Source organism: Streptomyces odonnellii (assembly GCF_000981895.1).
In the GTDB taxonomy this organism is placed as follows: Bacteria; Actinomycetota; Actinomycetes; order Streptomycetales; family Streptomycetaceae; genus Streptomyces; species Streptomyces odonnellii.
This window is the reverse complement of the sequence record NZ_LATD01000194.1, coordinates 1-19,453: the sequence shown is the minus strand read 5'-3', so window position 1 is coordinate 19,453 and position 19,453 is coordinate 1. Positions and strand designations below refer to the sequence as shown.

The following is a 19,453-nucleotide window of genomic DNA, read 5'->3' as shown; positions in this document are numbered from 1 at the left end:
CGGAGGCCCCCGGGCTCCGTGCCACCCACAAGTCCGCGCCGCGAGGCGCGCCCCGCCCCCGCGTGCCGGGCGGCACGATCGAGCCCGTCCGGCGATCGAGGACGAACCGGGCACCGGACGGACCCGGTATCCCTTACGCTTCCGGCGCCGCCGTGGCTGTCGCCGGTCCCCGGCGGTCGCCCGTCCGGAGCACCCCCGCTCCCACCATCAGGCCGCACGCCAGCAGCGTCACCAGGCCGAACGACACCACCAGCGACGTCGCGTCCGCCACCGCGCCTATCGCCGACGGGGCGATCAGGCCCGATGTGTAGGTGATCGTGGCGACACCCGCGATCGCCTGGCTCGGGTTCGGCCCCGAGCGGCCCGCCGCCGCGAAGGCCAGCGGGACGACCACCGACACGCCGAGCCCCAGCAGCCCGAACCCGCCCATCGCGAGCGCCGGATGGGGCGCGACGACGACCAGGAGGCCGCCCGCAGCCGCCAGGACGCCGCCCGTCCTGACCGTCCGTACCGCGCCGAACCGGTCGATCACCTTGTCGCCCGCGAGCCGTGCCACCGCCATGGTCAGGGCGAAGGCCGTGGTCGAGGCGGCGGCGAGACCGGGCGAGGTGTCGAGCACGTCCCGGAGGTACACCGCCGACCAGTCCAGGCTCGCCCCCTCCGCGAACACCGCGCAGAACCCGACCGCCCCGATGAGCAGCGCGGACCTCGGCGGCAGCGCGAACCGCGGCGGCGGCTCCTCGTCGGGCGCGCTGCGCAGGTCCAGCACGCCCTGGCACGCGATCAGCCCCAGCAGTGTGAGGACGCCCGCCGCGAGCACATGGTGCAGCCGCGCGTCGCCGCCGAGATGCGCGGCGAGCGTACCGGCGGCCGAGCCGATCAGCGCGCCCGTACTCCACATGCCGTGCAGGCCGGACATGATCGACTTGTCGAGCCGGTTCTCGACCTCCACCCCCAGCGCGTTCATCGCGACGTCCGACATGCCCGCCGTCGCGCCGTACACGAACAGCGTGAGACACAGGGTCACCAGATTCGGCGACAGCGCCGGCAGGGTCAGCGCCAGGGTCCACAGCGCGAGCAGCCCGCGCAGCGCGGTCCGTGCTCCGAATCGGTGGCTGACCGTACCGGCCAGCGGCATCGCGACCGACGCGCCGATCGCCGGGAAGGCGAGCGCGAGACCGAGCTGCCCCGCACTGACCCCGGCGTGGTCCTGGATCCAGGGAATCCGGGTGGCGAAGCTGCCGGTGACCGCTCCGTGCACACAGAAGACGGCGGCGACGGCGATCCTGGCGCGCCGCAGTCTGTCTCTGTCGTAGACCGTTTCGACCGTTCTGCTCGACATCCTGTTCCACCCTCCCCTGTGAGGTGCCGTCCTCCGACGCACCGCGCACGCACCCTTCCGTGGTGCCGGAGTAAACTATCAGGAACCCTGCCTGATAAAAACACAATCAGGGTCCAGCGATCTGGAAGGATTCCGGCATGGCCGCATCCCCGAGAACCGCCCGGGCCATCAACGACCGCCTCGCCCTGCGATTCCTCCAGCAGGAAGGCCCGTTGACGGCAGGGCAGCTCAAGACGCTGACCGGACTCTCCCGCCCCACCGTCGCGGATCTGGTGGAACGGCTCCAGGGCTCGGGGCTGGTGCAGGTCGTCGGGGAGACCGGCGACCGGCGACGCGGACCCAACGCCCGGCTGTACGGAATCGTCGCGGACCTCGCGCATCTCGCCGCGCTGGACGTACGGACCCACAGCGTCTCCGTCGTCGTCGCGGACCTGCTGGGCGCGACCCTCGCCGAGGCCGTCCTGCCCATCGGCAGCGACACGGCCACCGAAGCCGCCGTCGAACAGGCCGCGGCCCTGCTGGAACGTACGGCCGAGGAAGCCGGCGCGGTACGGCTGCACAGCGTCGGGATCGGTGCCCCCGGTCTGGTCGATCCGGTCGCGGGCCAACTCCGGGTCACCAGCGGTCTGCCCGCCTGGCACCGAAGGCTCGTCGCCGCCCTCCACGAGCGGCTGCCCGCCACCGTCCTGGTGGAGAACGAGACCAATCTCGCCGCACTCGCGGAACAGCGCCTCGGCGCGGCCCGCGGCCAGGACACCTTCGTCCTGCTCTGGCTCGGCCATGGCGTCGGCGCGGCCGTCATGCTCGACGGCAAGCTGCGCCGCGGCGCGTCGGGCGGTGCGGGCGAGATCGGCTTCCTGCCCGTGCCCGGCACCTCGCAGCTCCCCTCCGCTCTCGGCTGCGACGGCGGCTTCCACACCCTCGCGGGCTCGGCGGGCATCGCCGAACTCGCCGAGAAACACGGCATCTCGGCGGTCGCCGCGCCCCAGGAACCGCCTGCCGCCGCGCTTGTGCGCGCCGCCGTGGCGGCACCGGGCGACAGCTCCGCCGACGCGTTTCTGCGGGTGCTCGCCGACCGGCTGGCCATCGGCGCGGCTGCGGTCAGCGCGGTGCTGGACCCCGGCTGGATCGTCCTCGCGGGCGAGGTCGGCCACGCGGGCGGCGCGGCACTGGCCGCGCGGGTCGAGGAGCGGCTGGCCGCGATGTCACCGCTGCGTACGGAGGTCAGGGCCGGGGCGCTCGGCGGTACGGCCGTCCTGCGCGGCGCCCTGCTGACGGCCCGCGACGCCGCCCAGGACGACCTCTTCGCGCCCTGAACCCCAGACGGCGGCGTGTGAGCCAGCCCACAGATATCACCCGGATGGCCGACGATCAGGCGTGGCACACTGGTCGGGTACCAGAAGCAGCGCACTCCGGGGTCGGTGCAATTCCGAACCGGCGGTTACAGTCCGCGACCCGTCCGCAGCCAGCGGCCGGTTGACCAGGTGAAATTCCTGGACCGACGGTGAAAGTCCGGATGGGAGGCAGTGCGCGGCGGGCCGTCACCGGTACGCCGCCGTCGATGGGTCGTCCTCGGACGATCCGTTTCTTCGGCCTCGGCGTCCCCGTGTGCGTTCCCGCTTCTCTGTCGTCATCGACAGGCCCCGGAGTCCGTGCCCGAAGAGGCAGGAGGACCCGGTGGCCACCCAGGCCGAGACCGTGACCGACGCGGACGCCATGCGCCGCGCCATCGCGCTGGCCGCCCGCGGACTCGGATCGACCAGCCCCAACCCGGTCGTCGGATGCGTGATCCTCGACGCCGCGGGACATCTCGTGGGCGAGGGATTCCACCGTCGCGCCGGCGGGCCGCACGCCGAGATCCACGCCCTGCGCGCCGCCGGCGAACGGGCCCGGGGCGGCACGGCGTACGTCACGCTCGAACCCTGCGACCACACCGGCCGTACCGGACCCTGCTCCCGCGCGCTCGTCGAGGCCGGTGTCGCCCGGGTCAGTTACGCGGTCGCCGACCCCAACCCCAAGGCAACCGGCGGCGCGGACACCCTGCGCGCGGCCGGAGTCACCGTCGAACAGGGGCTGTTCGCGGCGGAGGCCGAGGAGGGCAACACCGCCTGGCTCACCTCCGTCCGGCGGGGCCGCCCCCATGTCCTGTGGAAGTACGCGGCCACCCTCGACGGCCGGATCGCCGCCGCCGACTCCACCAGCCGCTGGATCACCTCCGCCGAGGCCCGCGCCGATGTCCACCGGCTGCGCGCCGAGGCGGACGCGGTCGTCGTCGGCTCCGGCACCGCGCGCACCGACGATCCGCATCTCGCGGTACGGGGCGTCGAGGGCGCCGTACAGCCGCTGCGTGTGGTGGCCGACACCGAGGCCACCGCCGTACGGCCCGGCGCCCGGATCCTGGACGGCGGCGCGCCCACCCTGATCGCCGTGGCCGAGGACGCCGACCTGAGCGGGCGCGGCCATCTCACCGATGTCGTACGGCTGCCCAGGGCCGGCCGCGGTCTGGACATCCCGGCCCTGCTGGCCGCGCTGTACGAGCGCGGCGTCCGCTCCGTACTCCTCGAAGGCGGCCCGGTCCTGGCCGGCTCCTTCGTCGCCGCCGGAGCCGTCGACAAGGTCGTCGCGTATCTCGCGCCCGTCCTGCTCGGCGCGGGCCCCGCCGCCCTCGCGGACGCCGGAATCACCACCCTCGCCGGGGCGTTGCGACTGCGGATGACGGAGACCGTACGGATCGGCGCTGATCTGCGGATCACCGCCGTCCCGGAAGCCGCCGCAGCCGCGGCGCCCGCGCCCGTACCCGCCGGAGCCGCGTCCGTGCCCGTATCAGCCACCACCACGAAGGAGCGTTGAGTGTTCACCGGAATCGTCGAAGAACTGGGTGAGGTCACTGCCGTCGAGAACCTCGGCGACTCCTCACGCTTCCGCCTCCGCGGACCCGTCGTCACCGAGGACGCCAAGCACGGCGACTCGATCGCGGTCAACGGCGTCTGCCTCACGGTCGTGGACCTCGGCGACGGCGAGTTCACCGCGGATGTGATGGCCGAGACACTCAACCGCTCCAGCCTCGGCGCGCTGGAGCCGGGCTCCCGGGTCAATCTGGAGCGGCCCATGGCGGTCGGCGGCCGGCTCGGCGGGCATATCGTCCAGGGCCATGTGGACGGCACCGGCACCGTCGTCGAGCGCAAGACGTCCGAGCACTGGGAGATCGTCAAGGTCTCGCTGCCCGCCCAACTGACCCGCTATGTCGTGGAGAAGGGCTCGATCACCGTCGACGGCGTCAGCCTCACGGTGGTCGACGCGGGGCCCGACTACTTCACCATCAGCCTGATCCCCACCACCCTGGCGCTGACGACCCTCGGAATCAAGGGCCCCGGGGACCCGGTCAACCTCGAAGTCGACGTGATCGCGAAGTACGTCGAGCGGCTGCTCGGAGCGGGATCCACTGGCGGCGTCGCATCCGCCGACGACGCCGGTACGGGAACCGGGGAGCCCGTCCTGTGAGCGCCCTGTCATGGCTGAACGGTGAGGCCTTCACCGCCGTCGGCCAGCACATCCTCTGGTCCGACATGATCGGCAACACCATCGGGCTGGCCGCGCTCGCGCTCGGCTGGCGGCGTTCGATCTGGACCTGGCCCGCCCAGTTGCTGTCCGGCGCCATCCTCGTCGGCGCCTATGCCTCCGCCCAGCTCAGCGGGGGCGTCGGCAAGCAGCTCCTGGTCATCGGGGTCGCGCTGTGGGGCTGGCGCCAGTGGCAGCGCGGCAGCAGGCAGGCCCAGGACGGCTCGATCGCCGTAAGGTTCGCGAGCTGGCCCGAGCGCGGAGTGCTCCTCGGCGGTACGGCGGTGGGCACCCTGGCCGTCGGCGGGCTGTTCGTCGCCGTGCCCGAACTGTCCTGGAACCCCTGGCCCGACGCGTACATCTTCGTCGGCACCCTCGCCGCGATGGTCGCCCAGGCGCGCGGACTGGTCGAGTTCTGGTTCGCCTGGCTGCTCGTCGACATCGTCGGCGTACCGCTCGCGTTCAGCAGCGGACTCGCCTTCTCCGGCTTCGTCTATCTGATCTACCTCGTCCTCGTCCTCTGGGGAATGCGCGACTGGTGGCTGCGCTCCCGCGCCACCGCACCGTCCCTGGAAGGAGCAGCAGCATGACATCGTCCGTCTCGCCCACCGCCGCCCCGGACATCACCTGGTACTCGGCGGACACCGCCGTGGACCTCTCCCTCGACCCCGTCGAGCAGGCCATCGCCGACATCGCGGCCGGCCGGCCCGTCGTGGTCGTGGACGACGAGGACCGCGAGAACGAGGGCGACCTCGTCATCGCCGCCGAGATGGCCACCCCCGGGATCGTCGCCTTCATGATGAGCGAGTGCCGCGGACTGATCTGCGCCCCGATGGAGGGCGCCGAGCTGGACCGGCTCCAACTGCCCCAGATGGTCGACCACAACACCGAGTCGATGCGCACGGCCTTCACGGTCTCCGTCGACGCGGCGCCCGCCCATGGCGTGACCACCGGAATCTCCGCCGCCGACCGCTCCACCACCCTGCGGCTGCTGGCCGCGGGCGACGCGGAGCCCGGTGACTTCGTCCGGCCGGGCCATGTCTTCCCGCTCCGCGCCAAGCCCGGCGGAGTGCTCGTACGGAACGGGCACACCGAGGCGGCCGTCGATCTGGCCAGGCTCGCGGGGCTGCGTCCGGCCGGGGCGATCGTGGAGATCGCAGGTGAGGACGGGGTGATGCTGCGGCTGCCCGAGCTGATCCCGTTCGCGCGCAAGCACGGCCTGACGATCATCTCGATCGAGGACCTGATCGCCTACCGCCGCGCCTCCGAGCCGGATGTGCGCCGTGAGGCCGAGGTCCGGCTGCCCACCGCCTTCGGCGAGTTCAGGGCGTACGGCTACCGCTCCACGGCCGACGGCGTCGAGCATGTCGCGCTCGTCCACGGGGAGATCGGCGACGGCGAGGACGTACTCGTACGGGTCCACTCGGAGTGCCTCACCGGCGATATCTTCGCCTCGCTGCGCTGCGACTGCGGACCCCAGCTCCAGGCCTCCATGGAGCGCGTCGCGGAGACCGGGCGCGGTGTCGTCGTCTATCTGCGCGGACACGAGGGCCGGGGCATCGGGCTGCTGTCCAAGCTGCGCGCGTACGAACTCCAGGAGCGCGGTCACGACACCCTCGACGCCAATCTGGAACTCGGTCTGCCCGCCGACGCCCGCGACTACGCGGCGGGCGCGCGGATCCTCGACGACCTCGGCGTCCACAGCCTCCGCCTGATGACCAACAACCCCGACAAGACGGCCGCGCTGGTACGGCACGGGCTCCGGGTCACCGGGCGCGAGCCGATGCCCGTCCAGGCGGGCGAGCACAACCTCCGCTATCTGCGCACCAAGCGCGACCGGATGGGCCACGACCTGCCGTGGCTGGACCCTGCGGCGGGCGCGTCCGCCTGCGGCAACCAGTGACAGCGGCAATCGGTATCAGCGGCAGCCGATTACGGCGGCAGCCGGTAACAGCCTTCGGTCGGTAAAAGCCTGACCGACAACGAGAACAGCTACAAGGAGAGACGTGAGCGGCAAGGGCGCACCCGAACTGAGTGTGGAGAACTGCGAAGACCTCCGGGTCGCGGTGATCGCGGCACAGTGGCACGAGAAGATCATGGACGGTCTCGTCGACGGCGCTCTGCGCGCCCTCGGGGAACTCGGCATCGACGAGCCGACCCTGCTGCGTGTCCCCGGCAGCTTCGAACTTCCGGTCGCCGCCAAGGCGCTGGCCGGGCGCGGTTACGACGCGGTCGTCGCCCTCGGCGTCGTCATCCGCGGCGGCACCCCCCACTTCGACTATGTGTGCCAGGGCGTCACCCAGGGGCTCACCCAGGTCTCGGTCGACACCGGAGTGCCGGTCGGCTTCGGCGTACTGACCTGCGACACCGAGGAACAGGCGCTGGACAGGGCCGGTCTGGAGGGCTCGCACGAGGACAAGGGCCATGAGGCGGTCACCGCCGCCGTCGCGACCGCGGCCGGCCTGCGCAGCCTCGCCGAACCCTGGCGCTGACCCCCCGGCCGGGCCGCGTAAAGTGACAGTCACCATGTCCAAGAAGACGTTCGAGGAGCTCTTCACCGAGCTCCAGCAGAAGGCCGCCACCGGCGACCCCGCGACCTCCCGTACCGCCGAGCTGGTGGACAAAGGCGTCCATGCCATCGGCAAGAAGGTCGTCGAAGAGGCGGCCGAGGTGTGGATGGCCGCCGAGTACGAGGGCAAGGAAGCCGCCGCGGAGGAGATCTCACAGCTCCTCTACCACGTCCAGGTGATGATGGTCGCGCGCGGAATCTCCCTCGACGACGTCTACGCCCATCTCTGAGCCGGGCGTTCCCGGCCGGCACCGTCCTCGTACCTCCCGCACACTCCCCTCGTACAAAGGAAGCCGTCCTCATGCTGCGCATCGCCGTCCCCAACAAGGGTTCACTGTCCGGGCCTGCGTCGGCGATGCTCCATGAGGCCGGGTACCAGCAGCGCAAGGAGTCGAAGGAACTCGTCCTGGTCGACCCGGACAACCAGGTCGAGTTCTTCTACCTCCGTCCCCGCGACATCGCGATCTATGTGAGTTCCGGCCGGCTCGACATCGGCATCACCGGACGCGATCTGCTGCTGGACTCCGGCGCGAACGCGGAGGAGATCCTTCCGCTCGGCTTCGCGCGCTCCACCTTCCGGTACGCGACCAAGCCGGGCACGGCCGCCGGGGTCGAGGAGTTCGGCGGGATGACGGTGGCCACCTCGTACGAGGGCATCGTCGCCAAGCACCTCGCGGACCACGGTGTCGACGCCTCCGTCGTCCACCTCGACGGCGCGGTCGAGACCGCCATCGAGCTGGGGGTCGCCCAGGTCATCGCCGATGTGGTGGAGACCGGCACCTCGCTGCGGAACGCGGGCCTCGAAGTCATCGGCGAGCCGATCATGACCTCCGAGGCGATCGTCGTCCGCCGTACGGGCGCGGACACCGACGAGCCCAAGGTCCAGCAGTTCCTGCGCAGGCTCCAGGGCGTCCTGGTGGCCCGCTCGTACGTGATGATGGACTACGACTGCCGCGCCGAGGACCTGGAGCGCGCCGTCGCCCTCACCCCGGGCCTGGAGTCGCCGACCGTGTCCCCGCTGCACAACGAGGGCTGGGTCGCCGTCCGAGCGATGGTGCCGGCCAAGGAGGCGCAGCGGATCATGGACGATCTGTACGAGATCGGCGCCCGTGCCATCCTGACCACGGCCATTCACGCCTGCCGCCTCTGACGCCACTCCGCCGCGACCCCGGGAAGACCGAGAGCCGATGCCCGCGCCCCAGCCCGACCCGTCCGACCCCGCTGATCCCTCCGACCCTGCTGGTACCGGCGGTTCGTCCGATTCGTCCGGCCGTTCGCTTGCGATCCCGCCGCAGCCCGGGCCACCGGGGTCCGACGCGCCCGCCCTGCCGGTGACCTTCCGGCCGACCAGGACCCGGATGGTTCTGCTGACCGTCGGCGCGGTCATGTTCGGGGTGATCACGGCAGTCGCCCTGGTGCTGGAGAAGCTGGGGCCGGGGGAGCGGGTCAGCTTCATCTTCACCGCGCTGCTCTTCCTCGGTGTCCTCGCCATCCTCAGCCGTCCCAAGGTCGTCGCAGACGAGACCGGGGTGACCGTGGTCAATCTCACCCGGACGCGCCGCCTGGAGTGGGCCGAGATCCTCCGGGTCAATCTGCGGCCCGGCGACCCCTGGGTCTTTCTCGATCTGAGCGACGGCAGCAGCCTGCCCGTACTGGGCATTCAGCCGGGTATCGCCAAGGCGCACGCCATCCGCGACGCCCGCGCCCTGCGCGCCCTGGCCGAATCCCGTGGCACCGGTACGGAGGGCTGACACCGGGCCCGACCGGGCGTCCACGGGGGCGCCGCCGTCGCGTACGGCACTGCCCTGACCCGCCCTCTCTTGATTACTCTTGTGCCGGTGGCGCCGAGTGCGCCCCGCCCCGCATCCGACAGCCGCGACCGGCAATGGCCGAGACCGGCCCGCGGGGCACCTGCGACCCGAGGAGTGACTCCCTCCAGCAATGGACGGATCGTCCGGTAGTACCTGCGCCGCCCCCTTCGACGAGGCGGCGGCATGACCATCCCCCTGCTGCTGCTCGCCGCAGCGTTCCTTCTGATCCTCGCCAACGGGTTCTTCGTGGCCGCCGAGTTCGGTCTGGTCACGGTGGACCGCCCCGACGCCGAGCGCGCCGCCGCCGAGGGCGACCGCCGTGCCCGTACGGTCGTCAGATCCCTCCGGGAGCTGTCCTTCCAGCTCTCCGGCACCCAGCTCGGCATCACCATCACCTCCCTCGTCGTGGGCATGCTGGCCGAGCCGGCGCTCGCCCAGTTGCTCGACGGGCCGCTCTCCGCGACCGGACTGCCCGAAGGGGCCGTCTCCGGAGTGGCGGTGGTGATCGGGATGCTGCTCGCCTCCGCCGTCCAGATGGTGATCGGCGAACTCGTCCCCAAGAACTGGGCGGTCTCCAGGCCGCTCCAGGTCGCGCGGTTCGTGGCCGGTCCGCAGTATCTCTTCGCCACCGTGTTCCGGCCGGTGATCTCCCTGCTCAACACGGTCGCCAACCGGCTGGTCCGGCTGCTCGGCGTGGAGCCGACCGAGGAGCTGGCATCGGCCCGTACCCCCGGTGAACTCGTCTCGCTGGCCCGGCACTCCGCCCGCGCGGGCACCCTCGAACAGGACACCGCCGACCTGTTCGTACGGACCCTCTCGCTCGGCCGGCTCACCGCGCAGCATGTGATGACACCCCGGGTGAAGGTCAGTGCCCTCCAGTCCGACGCCACCGCGGCGGATGTCCTGAACCTCACCCGGGCCACCGGTCTCTCACGCTTTCCGGTCTACCGGGAGCGCATCGACGAGATCGTCGGCATGGTGCATCTCAAGGACGCGCTCGCCGTGCCGGTACGGGAGCGGCTGCGCACCCCGGCCGGCCGGATCGCCGTACCGGCGCTGCTGGTGCCCGAGACCCTGCCCGTGCAGCAGCTCCTCGAACGGCTGCGCAGCGAGCAGCCCATAGCCGTCGTGGTGGACGAGTACGGCGGCACGGCCGGAGTCGTCACCCTGGAGGACATCATCGAGGAGCTGGTCGGCGAGGTGCGCGACGAGCACGACGCCGAGGGCGACGGGCGGCCGGAACTGGCGCCGGTCGCGGCCGAGGACGGCCGCCCGGCCTGGGACGCGGACGGCAGCGCCCGGGTCCTCACACTGCGGCGGATCGGACTCGACGTACCCGACGGCCCGTACGAGACCCTGGCCGGGCTGGTCGCCGATCTGCTGGGGCGGATCCCGGCCCCCGGCGACAAGGCGGAACTGCCCGGCTGGCGGCTGTCCGTACGCCAGGTGGACCACTACCGGGCGGAGCGGGTCAGACTGGTACGCACCACCGGCGCCCCGCCCGGGGCACCGGCCGGAGAGCCGGACGGGGTGTCGGCCTGCGAACCGGACGGAACGGCGGTCGGCGCTCCCCACCCGAGCGCGGCGGACGGTCCGCCCGGCGGTACGGCCGACGGGCCCGATGAAGCACCGGCCGGTGGCATCCCCGTGACCCCGGCGGACACGCTGCCGGAAACCGCGCCCGGTATACCGGCCGGCGCCCCCGCGATGGCGGAGGGCGCCCGATGAGCGCCCTGCAACTCGTCTTCGCCCTGCTGCTGGTCCTGGCCAACGGCTTCTTCGTCGGCGCGGAGTTCGCCCTCGTATCCGTACGCCGCAGCCAGATCGAACCGCATGCCGCGCACGGTTCGGCCCGTGCCCGCCAGGTGCTGCACGGTCTGGAGAATCTGCCGCAGATGATGGCGGCCGCGCAGTTCGGCATCACCGTCTGCTCCCTGACGCTCGGCGCGGTCGCGGAACCCACCGTGGCGCGCCTGCTGGAACCCCTCTTCCACGCGGTCCACATGCCCGAGGGCCTGATCCATCCGGTGGGCTATGTGATCGCCCTGGCGCTGGTCGTCTCGCTGCATCTGGTCATCGGCGAGATGGTTCCCAAGAACCTCGCCATGGCGGCCCCGGAGAAGACCGCGCTCTGGTTCAGCCCCGGTCTGGTCGGCTTCGCCCGGCTCTGCCGTCCGGTCACCGCCGGGCTCGGCGCCTGCGCGCGGCTGGTGCTGCGGGCCTTCCGGGTCGAGCCCAAGGACGAGGTGGAGGCGGTCTTCACAAGTGAGCAGCTCAACCGGCTCGTCGAGGACTCGGGCCAGGCGGGACTGCTCGAACCGGAGGCGCAGGAGCGGCTGGAGGACGCCCTCGAACTGGGCAGCCGTCCGGTCACCGATGTGCTGATTCCGCATGCCTCACTGGTGACGGTCACTCCCGCGGTGACCCCGCGCCAGATCGAGGAGCTGACCGTACGCACCGGCTACTCGCGCTTTCCGGTGTGCGCGGAGAGCGGCGGGGTCTTCATGGGCTATCTGCATGTGAAGGACGTCCTCGACCTGGAGGCAGGGGAGCGTGCCGTACCGCAGCATGTGTGGTGGCCGATGACGACGCTGCGGGCCGAACTCCCGCTGGACGACGCGCTCACCGTGATGCGCCGCGCGGCCACCCATCTCGCGCAGGTCGCGGACGCGTCCGGGCGGGTGCTCGGCCTGGTGGCGCTGGAGGACGTACTGGAAAAGCTGGTGGGAGAGGTACGGGACCCCTCCCACCGGGAGCGCGTACCGCAGGCGCCCAAGGTCGGCGAACAGCGCGCGGACCAGGCCGGCCAGGTCCTGACCCGCTGACCGGACCCTCCTCGCCCGGCGCCCCTTCCGGCCTCCGGGCGAGGGGGCCGCGGGTGATGGGCGGGCGCGCGCTCAGTCGGCCTCCCGCGCCTTCCAGTCGGCCTCTCGGACGGCGCTCACGGCGGCGCCGATCGGATGGCCCTCGGTGATCCGGTCGATACGGTCCCGGGTCGCCCGGTTTTCCTGGCCCGGATACAGGCGTATGGCGAGGCCGGAGGCCCCGACCAGGGCGACCAGACAGACGGCGCGCGGGGACGGCACGGCGGGCCCGGCTCCGTACACGACCGCGCGGACCGCGTCGTCGATCACGGCCGCGGCCCGCCGGGCGTCCTCGGGGGACGCGACGCTCCAGGTGAAGCGGGGAACGATGCCCAGCACACGGCGCCGGTGAGCGGTCAGCAGCCCACTGGTCTCCAGAGCTTCCAGATAGCGCGGTTCGATGTCACGGAAGTGGGGCCCGGTGCTGATCCAGTCCTCGAGCGTCAACTTCGTCAGCAGGGCGGCGATGCCGATCCGGGCCCCCGCGACCAGGCGGGCGGCGATGCCACGGGGCAGTCCGGGGCGCAGGGCGTCCAGGCTCTCCCGGGGGCCGACGAGCCGGTCGGTCGCGGCGCCGGGCTGGCCACGTCTTATGTGGCTCGACATCTCGTCGAAAATGGTGTCGATGGTCGGCTCTCCCAGCGTGACCGGATGCAGCTGGACGATCCTCAGATCCTCGACGGTGATCGCGCCGCACAGCTCCAGTTCGGCGAGAACGGCTCCGGACAGCACCCGGTTGAAGAAGTCGGGACGCCTGACCACCCCTGTCTCCGGATCCACGCAGGCCAGCAGAAGTTCCTCGGGCAGAGTACGGAACGGTCGGTCGTGCATTGCGGTACTCCCTGGTCGCGGTACTGAACGTTTCGGACTACACAGGACAACGCTCGCACCGGGAGCCGCGGTTGCAGCGCGCACGCCGCTGGTACGGCTCCGTCGCCCGCCCGTTACGGCACGGATTCCGAAGGCCCGTTCCCGCCATGGAACGGGCCTTCATGGAACGGGCCTTCGGGGTGTTCCGCCACATCGCGGCACCAGATTTTCCGTAAAGGGTCTATACCAATCGCGCTCACCTGCCCTCGTATGCGGGTGAATCGCCCGATTGACTGGCCGATCAAGGCGCTTTTAGCGTGTCCGCGCCAAGGGTGGGACACCGGCCCGGGGCACCTTCGTCCGGGGCGCACCAGGCTGCCCCGACTGGGCAAGGGGGCACGTTGCGGACAGCATCACGCGGCACACGGAGACCAGGAAGCACAACTGCCGGCGCCCTTCTGGCGGGAGCGGTGGCGCTCGCCATGGCGGCCACGGCCACCGCGGGTACGGCCGCGGCCCGTCCGGCCCCGGATTCCGCGCACGGACAGCACGGACAGCACGAACGGCCCGGACAGTTCGCGCAGCCCGGGCAGCCGGCGCAGGGGGCCGCGGACACCGGGGCCGCCCGCGAGGTCACCCTGATCACCGGCGACCGGGTCCTCGTCGATGCACGCGGAAAGACCGCCGGACTGCGCCCCGCCCCGGGACGCGCCTCCGTGCCGGTCCAGATGCGCGAGGTCAAGGGCCACTCGTACGTACTCCCGGCGGACGCCGCCGGGCTGATCGCCACCGACAAGCTCGACATCCGGCTCTTCGACGTCACCGAGCTGAGCCGCCCCGAATACCGGACGCTCACCGGCGACGGCGTGCCGCTGATCGTCTCGTACGCCCCCGGCGCGAAGGCGCGCCAGTCGGCGCGCGACGGACTGCGCCGGCAGGGCGGTACGACCGTGCGCGCCGAGATCGGCGCCGTGGGCAGCGAGGCGCTGACCGTACGGGGGAGTGCGGCGGCCGGGGTGTGGGCCTCGCTGACCGCGCGCTCCGAGCGTGGACTGCGGCTCGCCTCCGGGGTCCGTTCCGTACGTCTCGACGGCCTGCTCAGGACGGCCCTCGACGTCAGCGTCCCGCAGATCGGCGCACCGAGCGCCTGGGCCGCAGGATACGACGGCAAGGGCGTGAAGGTCGCCGTCCTGGACACCGGGATCGACACCGGCCATGCGGATGTGGCGGGCCAGGTCGTCGCGGGCAGGAACTTCACCTCGGCCGACACCGCCGACATCATGGACCGCTACGGCCACGGCACCCATGTCGCCTCGATCCTCGCCGGAACCGGTGCCCAGTCCAAGGGCATGTACAAGGGTGTCGCCCCTGCCGCACAGCTCCTCATCGGCAAGGTGGCGAACGACCGGGGCGCGGCCACCGAGTCCTCGATCATGTCCGGCATGGAGTGGGCGGTCGAGCAGGGAGCGAAGGTCGTCAACCTCTCCATCGGCGGCCCCGACACTCCCGGTGTCGACCCGGTCGAGGAGACCGTCAACAGGCTCTCGGACCGGGCCCTGTTCGTGATCGCGGCCGGCAACTCCGGGCCCGGCGCCTCCACCGTGGGCACCCCGGGCACCGCCGACGCCGCGCTCACCGTGGGCGCCGTCGACAAGCAGGACGTCCTCGCGGACTTCTCCTCGCGCGGCCCGCGCGTCGGCGACGGCGCGCTCAAGCCCGACATCACCGCGCCCGGTGTCGCCATCACCGCGGCCGCCGCCAAGGGCAGTGTCATCGACCAGAATCCGGGCATACCGCACCCCGCGCCCGGCTACCTCACCATCGACGGCACCTCCATGGCCACCCCGCACGTGGCCGGCGCGGCGGCTCTCCTCGCCCAGCAGCACCCCGACTGGGACGGCCCCCGGCTCAAGGCCGCGCTGGTCGGTTCCGCGAAGCCCGGCCCGTACGGCGCGGTCGAGCAGGGCAGCGGCCGGGTCGATTCGGCCCACGCCCTCACCCAGAGCGTGGTCACCGAGCCCGCCTCACTGAGCTTTGGCGCCCCGGCCTGGCCGCACGACGACGACCAGCCCGTCACCAGGACCCTGACCTACCGCAACACCGGCGCCGAGCCGCTGACCCTCGATCTCGCGGCCACCGCCACGGGCCCGGCCGGCACGGACGCTCCCGCCGGCTTCTTCACCCTCGGCGCCTCGCGGCTCACCGTCCCGGCCGGCGGCACCGCGTCCGTGGACATCACCGCGGACCCGACGCTCGGCGGCGACGCCGACGGTGTCTACAGCCTCGCCGTCACCGCGACCGGCGGCGGTCAGAGCGTCCGTACCGCGGGCGCGCTGAACCGCGAGGGCGAGATGTACAACCTCACCCTCAAGGCCACCGCCCGCGACGGCTCCGCACCGGCGGACGGCGACTGGACGGCGTTCATCTACGACCTGGGCGCGCAGACCATGGTCAGGGTGTCCGGCGACAAGGGCTCGGCCCAGGTCCGGCTGCCGCGCGGGATCTACACGATCCTCGGCGAGATCCCGCTGCTCAGCCCCGACCTCGTCTACATCGGGGACGACTGGGTCGCCGCGCCCCGGCTCGATCTGACGCGGGACACCGAGCTGGCGGTCGACGCGCGTGCCACCGAGCTGATCGACATGACACCGCCGGATCCCGACGCCTCGTACCAGTCCGGCTTCCTGACGATCTCGCCGAAGGAGGCCCCGGGCCCGATCATCCTCTACATGGGCCAGTTGTCCGAGGGCTTCCGCACCCAGCAGGTCGGCCCCGCGCCCAAGCCCGGCTCGGTCAGTTCGTATCTGCTCTCCACCTGGGCGGGCGACGGGACGGACTATCTGCTCGCCGACACCCTCAAGGACGGTTTCTACACCGGTCACACCCAGCACACCAAGGTGAGGGACCTGGCGAAGGTCACGGTCAACGCGGGCGGTTCGGTCACCGGCGGACGCTGGGCCCAGATCTTCTCGACGCCGGACTTCCCGACCTCCTCGCCGGTCACCTTCGCGGATCTGGCGACCACGACCACCACCTACCTCCAGGGCGGGTACGCCTGGCAGCGGACCTTCCAGCAGCAGCGCGGCGGGACGGCCGAGACCCGGTACAGCGAACCGTCCCGGGTCTACCGCGGCGGCATCTCGTACACCGAGGACTTCAACACCGCGGTCTTCGGGCCCGCGCTCGTCAAGGGCGGCGGACTGACGCGTGACGGCGACCGGCTGACCGGCGCCGTCCGGCCGTTCGCCGACGGCGCCGGCCACGACGGGACCAGCCTGTACGACACGGCGACCGCGTCCACCACGCTCTACCGCGACGGCAAGGAGTACGCCACGGCCGGCGGCATCCTCGACACGGTCGGCTTCGACCTGCCGAAGGAGCGGGCCAGGTACCGGCTGGTCACCACCGTCAGCCGGGCCACGACGGGCATCTCGGCGGTGTCCACCCAGGTGACCTGGTCGGCCGAGTTCACCTCGGGACACACCGAGGAGCCCACCGCCCTGCCCGCGAGCGTGGTGCGCTACACGCCCCGACTCGGGCTGGACGCCCGCGCCGTGGCGGGTGCCGTCCAGAGCGTCCCGGTCACCGTCCAGGGCTCGGCGGCCGGCCGGAATCTCAAGGCGCTGACGGTGTACGTCTCGTACGACCGCGGTACGACCTGGTCGAAGACGGCGGTGCGCGACGGCCGGGTGAAGGTGGCCAACCCGGCGGCCGGCGGTTCGGTCTCCTTCATGGCCGAGGTCAGGGACCGCGCGGGCAACGCCTTCTCGCAGACCGTGCTGGACGCGTATCTGACGAAGTAGCGCCGACCGGCGCGTTTCCGTACGACCGTGCCGTCCGTCCCCGCACTGGGGGCGGACGGCACAGGTCGTGGTGGCGGCTCGGGCCGTTGTGACGCGCGGAGACTTTCAGGAGGCCGGCGGGTCCTGCGATCCCCGGGTCGCCGGGCCGCGCCCCGAGAGCACCTCGCCGTACGCCTGCATCAGATCGGGCAGCCGCAGCGTCGCCAGATCGTCGCGGGTGGGCGTACCGCTGTAGCCGGACAGCCGCAGATCGCGGTACGCGCAGCTCTTCTCGTACAGCGTCCGTACGAAGCGGCCGTTGCCCAGCTCGTCGATCCACCCCTGGTCGACGACATGGCCGCTGATGGACAGCAGTTCGTCCGCGGACTCCTCGTCCCAGAGATCGCCGTTCTCCGCGGCCAGCACCCCGCCGATCGCGGTCAGCTCCAGCGGCCGGTAGCTGGGGAAGTCGACCCGGCTGGTGAAGCGCGAGGACAGACCGGGGTTGGTGGCGAGCAGCCGGTCCATGCCCTCCGGATACCCGGCCAGGATGACCACGAGATGGTCCCGGTTGTCCTCGGCGCGCTTGAGCAGCACCTGGAGCGCCTCGTCGCCGTAGGCGTCGCCCTTGGTGTAACCGGAGTTGGACAGGCTGTACGCCTCGTCGACGAAGAGCACCCCGCCGATCGCGGAGTCGATCAGCTCGTTCGCCTTGACCGCGGTCTGTCCCAGGAACTCGCCCACCAGATCCGCCCGCTGGGCCTCCACCAGATGATCGCCGCCCAGCAGCCCGAGGGCATAGAAGATCCGCCCGAGAATGCGCGCGACGGTGGTCTTGCCGGTGCCGGAGGGGCCGGAGAAGACAAAGTGACGTTTCGGCGGCTGTACGGGCAGCCCTTCGCCGGCCCGCAGCCGGGCCATGTTGAGCTGCGCGGAGATGGCTTTGACCTGGCGCTTCACCGGTTCCAGACCGACCATCCGCTCCAGCTCGGCCAGTGCCTCGGCGAGCAGCGCCGGATCGGTCGGGCCCTCCGGGAACCGGGGCTGGGCGTGCTGCGCGGGCGGTGGCGGCACCTTCTCCCGTACGTCGTCGCGCGCCGGCACCGTGCCCCCGCCGCCCATCGGCGGCTGGCTCTCCCGGCCGAGCAGCACGTCGGAGCCCAGCGGCCCCTCGCTCTCGCCCTGCTGCGTGTCCATCGCGTCCGCCATGTCCTGGCCGAAGCCCGCCAGCGCCACCGAGGCCAGCCCCGCCGGATCGTCAGGACCGTCGTAGACGTCGGAGTCGGAATCGGTGATCGCCGCCAGCCGGGCCGCGGTGTCCATGAACGCCGGATCGAGCCGGTGCACGGCCCGGTACAGCGGTAACGCGGCGGCGCTGCGCCCGGTGCCCTCATGGGCGCGCGCCAGCCAGTACCGCAGCTCCTTGCGCTGGGGCTGCTCGCTGCGGCAGCGCATCAGCGCCGTGGACAGCAGCGGCAGGGCCTGTCCGTACATCTCCAGTCTGACCCGGGCCATCCCGCCGAAGAGCCCGGCCTCGATGCCCAGCAGCGGATCGTTGACCAGCGGCTCGGTGTGCCGTACGAGCTGGTCCCAGTCCTTCACCAGATAGGCGCGGCAGGCGTGCAGGAACCGTACCTGCGGATCGGCGTCGACCGGCGGCAGCCCCGCGAGCGCCCGGTCCAGCTCCGGCACATGCCGGCCGTCCAGCCAGTGCGAGGCGTGCGCGAGCAGCAGATCACGCCCGCTCTCCAGCACCGGCTGCACCCACCAGCCCAGCCAGTACCAGGAGTTGAGGGTACGGCGGTGACGGGCGCGCTGCTCACCGAAGCGGTCGCGGTGGCGGTACATGTGCAGCAGGGCGGGGGTGGTGTCGACGCGCAGCGCGTGCAGTCCGAGCCAGCCGTCGGCCATCCCGGGATCGAGCCGTACCGCGGCCCGGAACTCCTCCTCGGCCTGGGGGTACGCCCCCATCGTGTACGCGTCCACTCCGCGCACCCATGCGAGGTCGGCGGGGGCTCCGGTGCCGCCCTGTGTGCCGATGCCGCTGCCGCTCTCCATCAGCCTTCCCCCACAACAAACCGTGCCCCCGGATTGTCCCGCCGGGCGGGCGCCCGTCGGCAGCGTGCTGAACCACCCTCTGGCGGACGGGAATTGACCGCACCGAAAGGCATCGTACCTGCGCAGAGGGTGTGCGACTAAGGGCACCACACAGAGGTCACAGCGGTGACCCAGGGTGAGCGGGGGAGAGGGCGCGGCCCGCGAAAACCGGCGAAGAGGGCAGAACGAAGCCCCCGATCACGGGGGAACAACCGGGGGCTTCGCGTCTGCGACGGCTCCGAAAAGCCGCACATTGAGAACGTAAGACCTGTCCCGCCCCCCGGTCAAGCCGAGTTGGGCACTCGTGCGCAACCGATTTCCGACTGCTCAGTATGGAGGCCGAAACTGATCACCGTCGGTGATGATTTGACCCTGCATCGCGCCCGAACGGGGACCCGGGAGCATCACATATCCCTCGCGCACCTCCCGTATCAGGGTGTCCGCGAACGGGCGGGACGGGTCGTCCGAGAAATGGCGAGTCTCCGCCGTTGTCCAGCCGTCCCAGAAGCCGGACAGGCCGGGCCCGTCGCGCCGCCGCCCCCGCTCCCAGGACTCCTCCGCGCCCCGGTCCATCCAGAGCAGCCCGGCCAGATACGGCCGCAGCGCCCGCCGGCCCGCCC

Annotated in this window: 15 protein-coding genes, 1 pseudogene and 1 riboswitch; of the genes and pseudogenes, 12 read left to right on the top strand and 4 right to left on the bottom strand. The window is 71.8% G+C overall.

What is annotated here, in order from left to right; all coding sequences use genetic code 11:
* Window positions 1-133: 133 nt before the first annotated feature.
* Entirely contained in the window at window positions 134-1,342 is a 1,209-nt protein-coding gene (locus WH07_RS18910; protein ID WP_046501294.1) for an MFS transporter, read from the bottom strand.
* A 137-nt stretch (window positions 1,343-1,479) separates the two neighbouring features.
* Between WH07_RS18910 and WH07_RS18905 the strand changes: the two genes are divergently transcribed.
* The 11 genes from WH07_RS18905 (at window position 1,480) to WH07_RS18855 (ending at window position 12,105) form a co-directional block, all read left to right on the top strand.
* On the top strand, window positions 1,480-2,658 hold the full coding sequence (locus WH07_RS18905; RefSeq protein ID WP_046501292.1) for an ROK family transcriptional regulator: 1,179 nt from the start codon (window positions 1,480-1,482) through the stop codon (window positions 2,656-2,658).
* Window positions 2,659-2,745: 87 nt separating this feature from the next.
* Window positions 2,746-2,876, top strand: a riboswitch (FMN riboswitch).
* A 182-nt stretch (window positions 2,877-3,058) separates the two neighbouring features.
* Window positions 3,059-4,192, top strand: a complete 1,134-nt coding sequence (gene ribD / locus WH07_RS18900) for a bifunctional diaminohydroxyphosphoribosylaminopyrimidine deaminase/5-amino-6-(5-phosphoribosylamino)uracil reductase RibD (protein WP_079023352.1) — start codon at window positions 3,059-3,061, stop codon at window positions 4,190-4,192.
* Window positions 4,193-4,843 carry a riboflavin synthase gene (locus tag WH07_RS18895; protein ID WP_046501291.1) on the top strand — a complete coding sequence of 217 codons (651 nt, stop codon included), beginning with the start codon at window positions 4,193-4,195 and terminating at the stop codon, window positions 4,841-4,843.
* The gene (locus tag WH07_RS18890; protein ID WP_046501290.1) at window positions 4,840-5,490 is read left to right on the top strand and encodes a nicotinamide mononucleotide transporter family protein; all 651 of its coding nucleotides are present in this window, start codon (window positions 4,840-4,842) and stop codon (window positions 5,488-5,490) included. Before WH07_RS18895 ends, WH07_RS18890 begins: the two co-directional genes overlap by 4 nt.
* The gene (locus tag WH07_RS18885) at window positions 5,487-6,803 is read left to right on the top strand and encodes a bifunctional 3,4-dihydroxy-2-butanone-4-phosphate synthase/GTP cyclohydrolase II (RefSeq protein ID WP_079023350.1); all 1,317 of its coding nucleotides are present in this window, start codon (window positions 5,487-5,489) and stop codon (window positions 6,801-6,803) included. Before WH07_RS18890 ends, WH07_RS18885 begins: the two co-directional genes overlap by 4 nt.
* 103 nt (window positions 6,804-6,906) lie before the next feature.
* Complete coding sequence (gene ribH / locus WH07_RS18880; protein ID WP_046501289.1) at window positions 6,907-7,392, top strand: 6,7-dimethyl-8-ribityllumazine synthase; 486 nt, start codon at window positions 6,907-6,909, stop codon at window positions 7,390-7,392.
* Window positions 7,393-7,426: 34 nt separating this feature from the next.
* A complete protein-coding gene (locus WH07_RS18875) occupies window positions 7,427-7,699 on the top strand; it encodes a phosphoribosyl-ATP diphosphatase (protein ID WP_046501288.1) in 273 nt (90 codons plus the stop codon).
* Window positions 7,700-7,770: 71 nt separating this feature from the next.
* Complete coding sequence (hisG, locus tag WH07_RS18870; RefSeq protein ID WP_046501287.1) at window positions 7,771-8,619, top strand: ATP phosphoribosyltransferase; 849 nt, start codon at window positions 7,771-7,773, stop codon at window positions 8,617-8,619.
* A gap of 208 nt (window positions 8,620-8,827) precedes the next feature.
* The gene (locus WH07_RS18865) at window positions 8,828-9,220 is read left to right on the top strand and encodes a PH domain-containing protein (RefSeq protein ID WP_232788963.1); all 393 of its coding nucleotides are present in this window, start codon (window positions 8,828-8,830) and stop codon (window positions 9,218-9,220) included.
* Between the two features lie 243 nt (window positions 9,221-9,463).
* Window positions 9,464-11,008 (top strand): hemolysin family protein, encoded by a 1,545-nt coding sequence (locus tag WH07_RS18860; RefSeq protein ID WP_079023348.1) that lies wholly within the window; start codon window positions 9,464-9,466, stop codon window positions 11,006-11,008.
* Entirely contained in the window at window positions 11,005-12,105 is a 1,101-nt protein-coding gene (locus WH07_RS18855) for a hemolysin family protein (protein WP_046501285.1), read from the top strand. The genes WH07_RS18860 and WH07_RS18855 overlap by 4 nt, the downstream gene beginning before the upstream one ends.
* A 72-nt stretch (window positions 12,106-12,177) precedes the next feature.
* Here WH07_RS18855 and WH07_RS18850 read toward each other — a convergent pair whose 3' ends face one another.
* On the bottom strand, window positions 12,178-12,975 hold the full coding sequence (locus WH07_RS18850; RefSeq protein ID WP_046501284.1) for a GOLPH3/VPS74 family protein: 798 nt from the start codon (window positions 12,973-12,975) through the stop codon (window positions 12,178-12,180).
* Window positions 12,976-13,424: 449 nt separating this feature from the next.
* Here WH07_RS18850 and WH07_RS18845 point away from each other — a divergent pair, with 449 nt between their 5' ends.
* Window positions 13,425-16,757, top strand: a complete 3,333-nt coding sequence (locus tag WH07_RS18845; protein ID WP_052744470.1) for a S8 family serine peptidase — start codon at window positions 13,425-13,427, stop codon at window positions 16,755-16,757.
* Window positions 16,758-16,862: 105 nt separating this feature from the next.
* Here WH07_RS18845 and WH07_RS18840 read toward each other — a convergent pair whose 3' ends face one another.
* Together WH07_RS18840 and WH07_RS18835 are read right to left on the bottom strand one after the other, a co-directional pair.
* On the bottom strand, window positions 16,863-18,794 hold the full coding sequence (locus WH07_RS18840) for an AAA family ATPase (RefSeq protein ID WP_046501283.1): 1,932 nt from the start codon (window positions 18,792-18,794) through the stop codon (window positions 16,863-16,865).
* Between the two features lie 366 nt (window positions 18,795-19,160).
* Window positions 19,161-19,453, bottom strand: a pseudogene (locus WH07_RS18835) (hypothetical protein); the annotation flags it as partial.

Excerpts from the sequence above, each read along its gene's own strand:
- WH07_RS18910 (WP_046501294.1), bottom strand. The coding sequence starts at position 1,342 with ATGTCGAGCAGAACGGTCGAAACGGTCTACGACAGAGACAGACTGCGG.
- WH07_RS18905 (WP_046501292.1), top strand. The coding sequence starts at position 1,480 with ATGGCCGCATCCCCGAGAACCGCCCGGGCCATCAACGACCGCCTCGCC.
- ribD (WP_079023352.1), top strand. The coding sequence starts at position 3,059 with ATGCGCCGCGCCATCGCGCTGGCCGCCCGCGGACTCGGATCGACCAGC.
- WH07_RS18885 (WP_079023350.1), top strand. The coding sequence starts at position 5,487 with ATGACATCGTCCGTCTCGCCCACCGCCGCCCCGGACATCACCTGGTAC.
- WH07_RS18875 (WP_046501288.1), top strand. The coding sequence starts at position 7,427 with ATGTCCAAGAAGACGTTCGAGGAGCTCTTCACCGAGCTCCAGCAGAAG.
- hisG (WP_046501287.1), top strand. The coding sequence starts at position 7,771 with ATGCTGCGCATCGCCGTCCCCAACAAGGGTTCACTGTCCGGGCCTGCG.
- WH07_RS18865 (WP_232788963.1), top strand. The coding sequence starts at position 8,828 with ATGGTTCTGCTGACCGTCGGCGCGGTCATGTTCGGGGTGATCACGGCA.
- WH07_RS18860 (WP_079023348.1), top strand. The coding sequence starts at position 9,464 with ATGACCATCCCCCTGCTGCTGCTCGCCGCAGCGTTCCTTCTGATCCTC.
- WH07_RS18855 (WP_046501285.1), top strand. The coding sequence starts at position 11,005 with ATGAGCGCCCTGCAACTCGTCTTCGCCCTGCTGCTGGTCCTGGCCAAC.
- WH07_RS18850 (WP_046501284.1), bottom strand. The coding sequence starts at position 12,975 with ATGCACGACCGACCGTTCCGTACTCTGCCCGAGGAACTTCTGCTGGCC.
- WH07_RS18840 (WP_046501283.1), bottom strand. The coding sequence starts at position 18,794 with ATGGAGAGCGGCAGCGGCATCGGCACACAGGGCGGCACCGGAGCCCCC.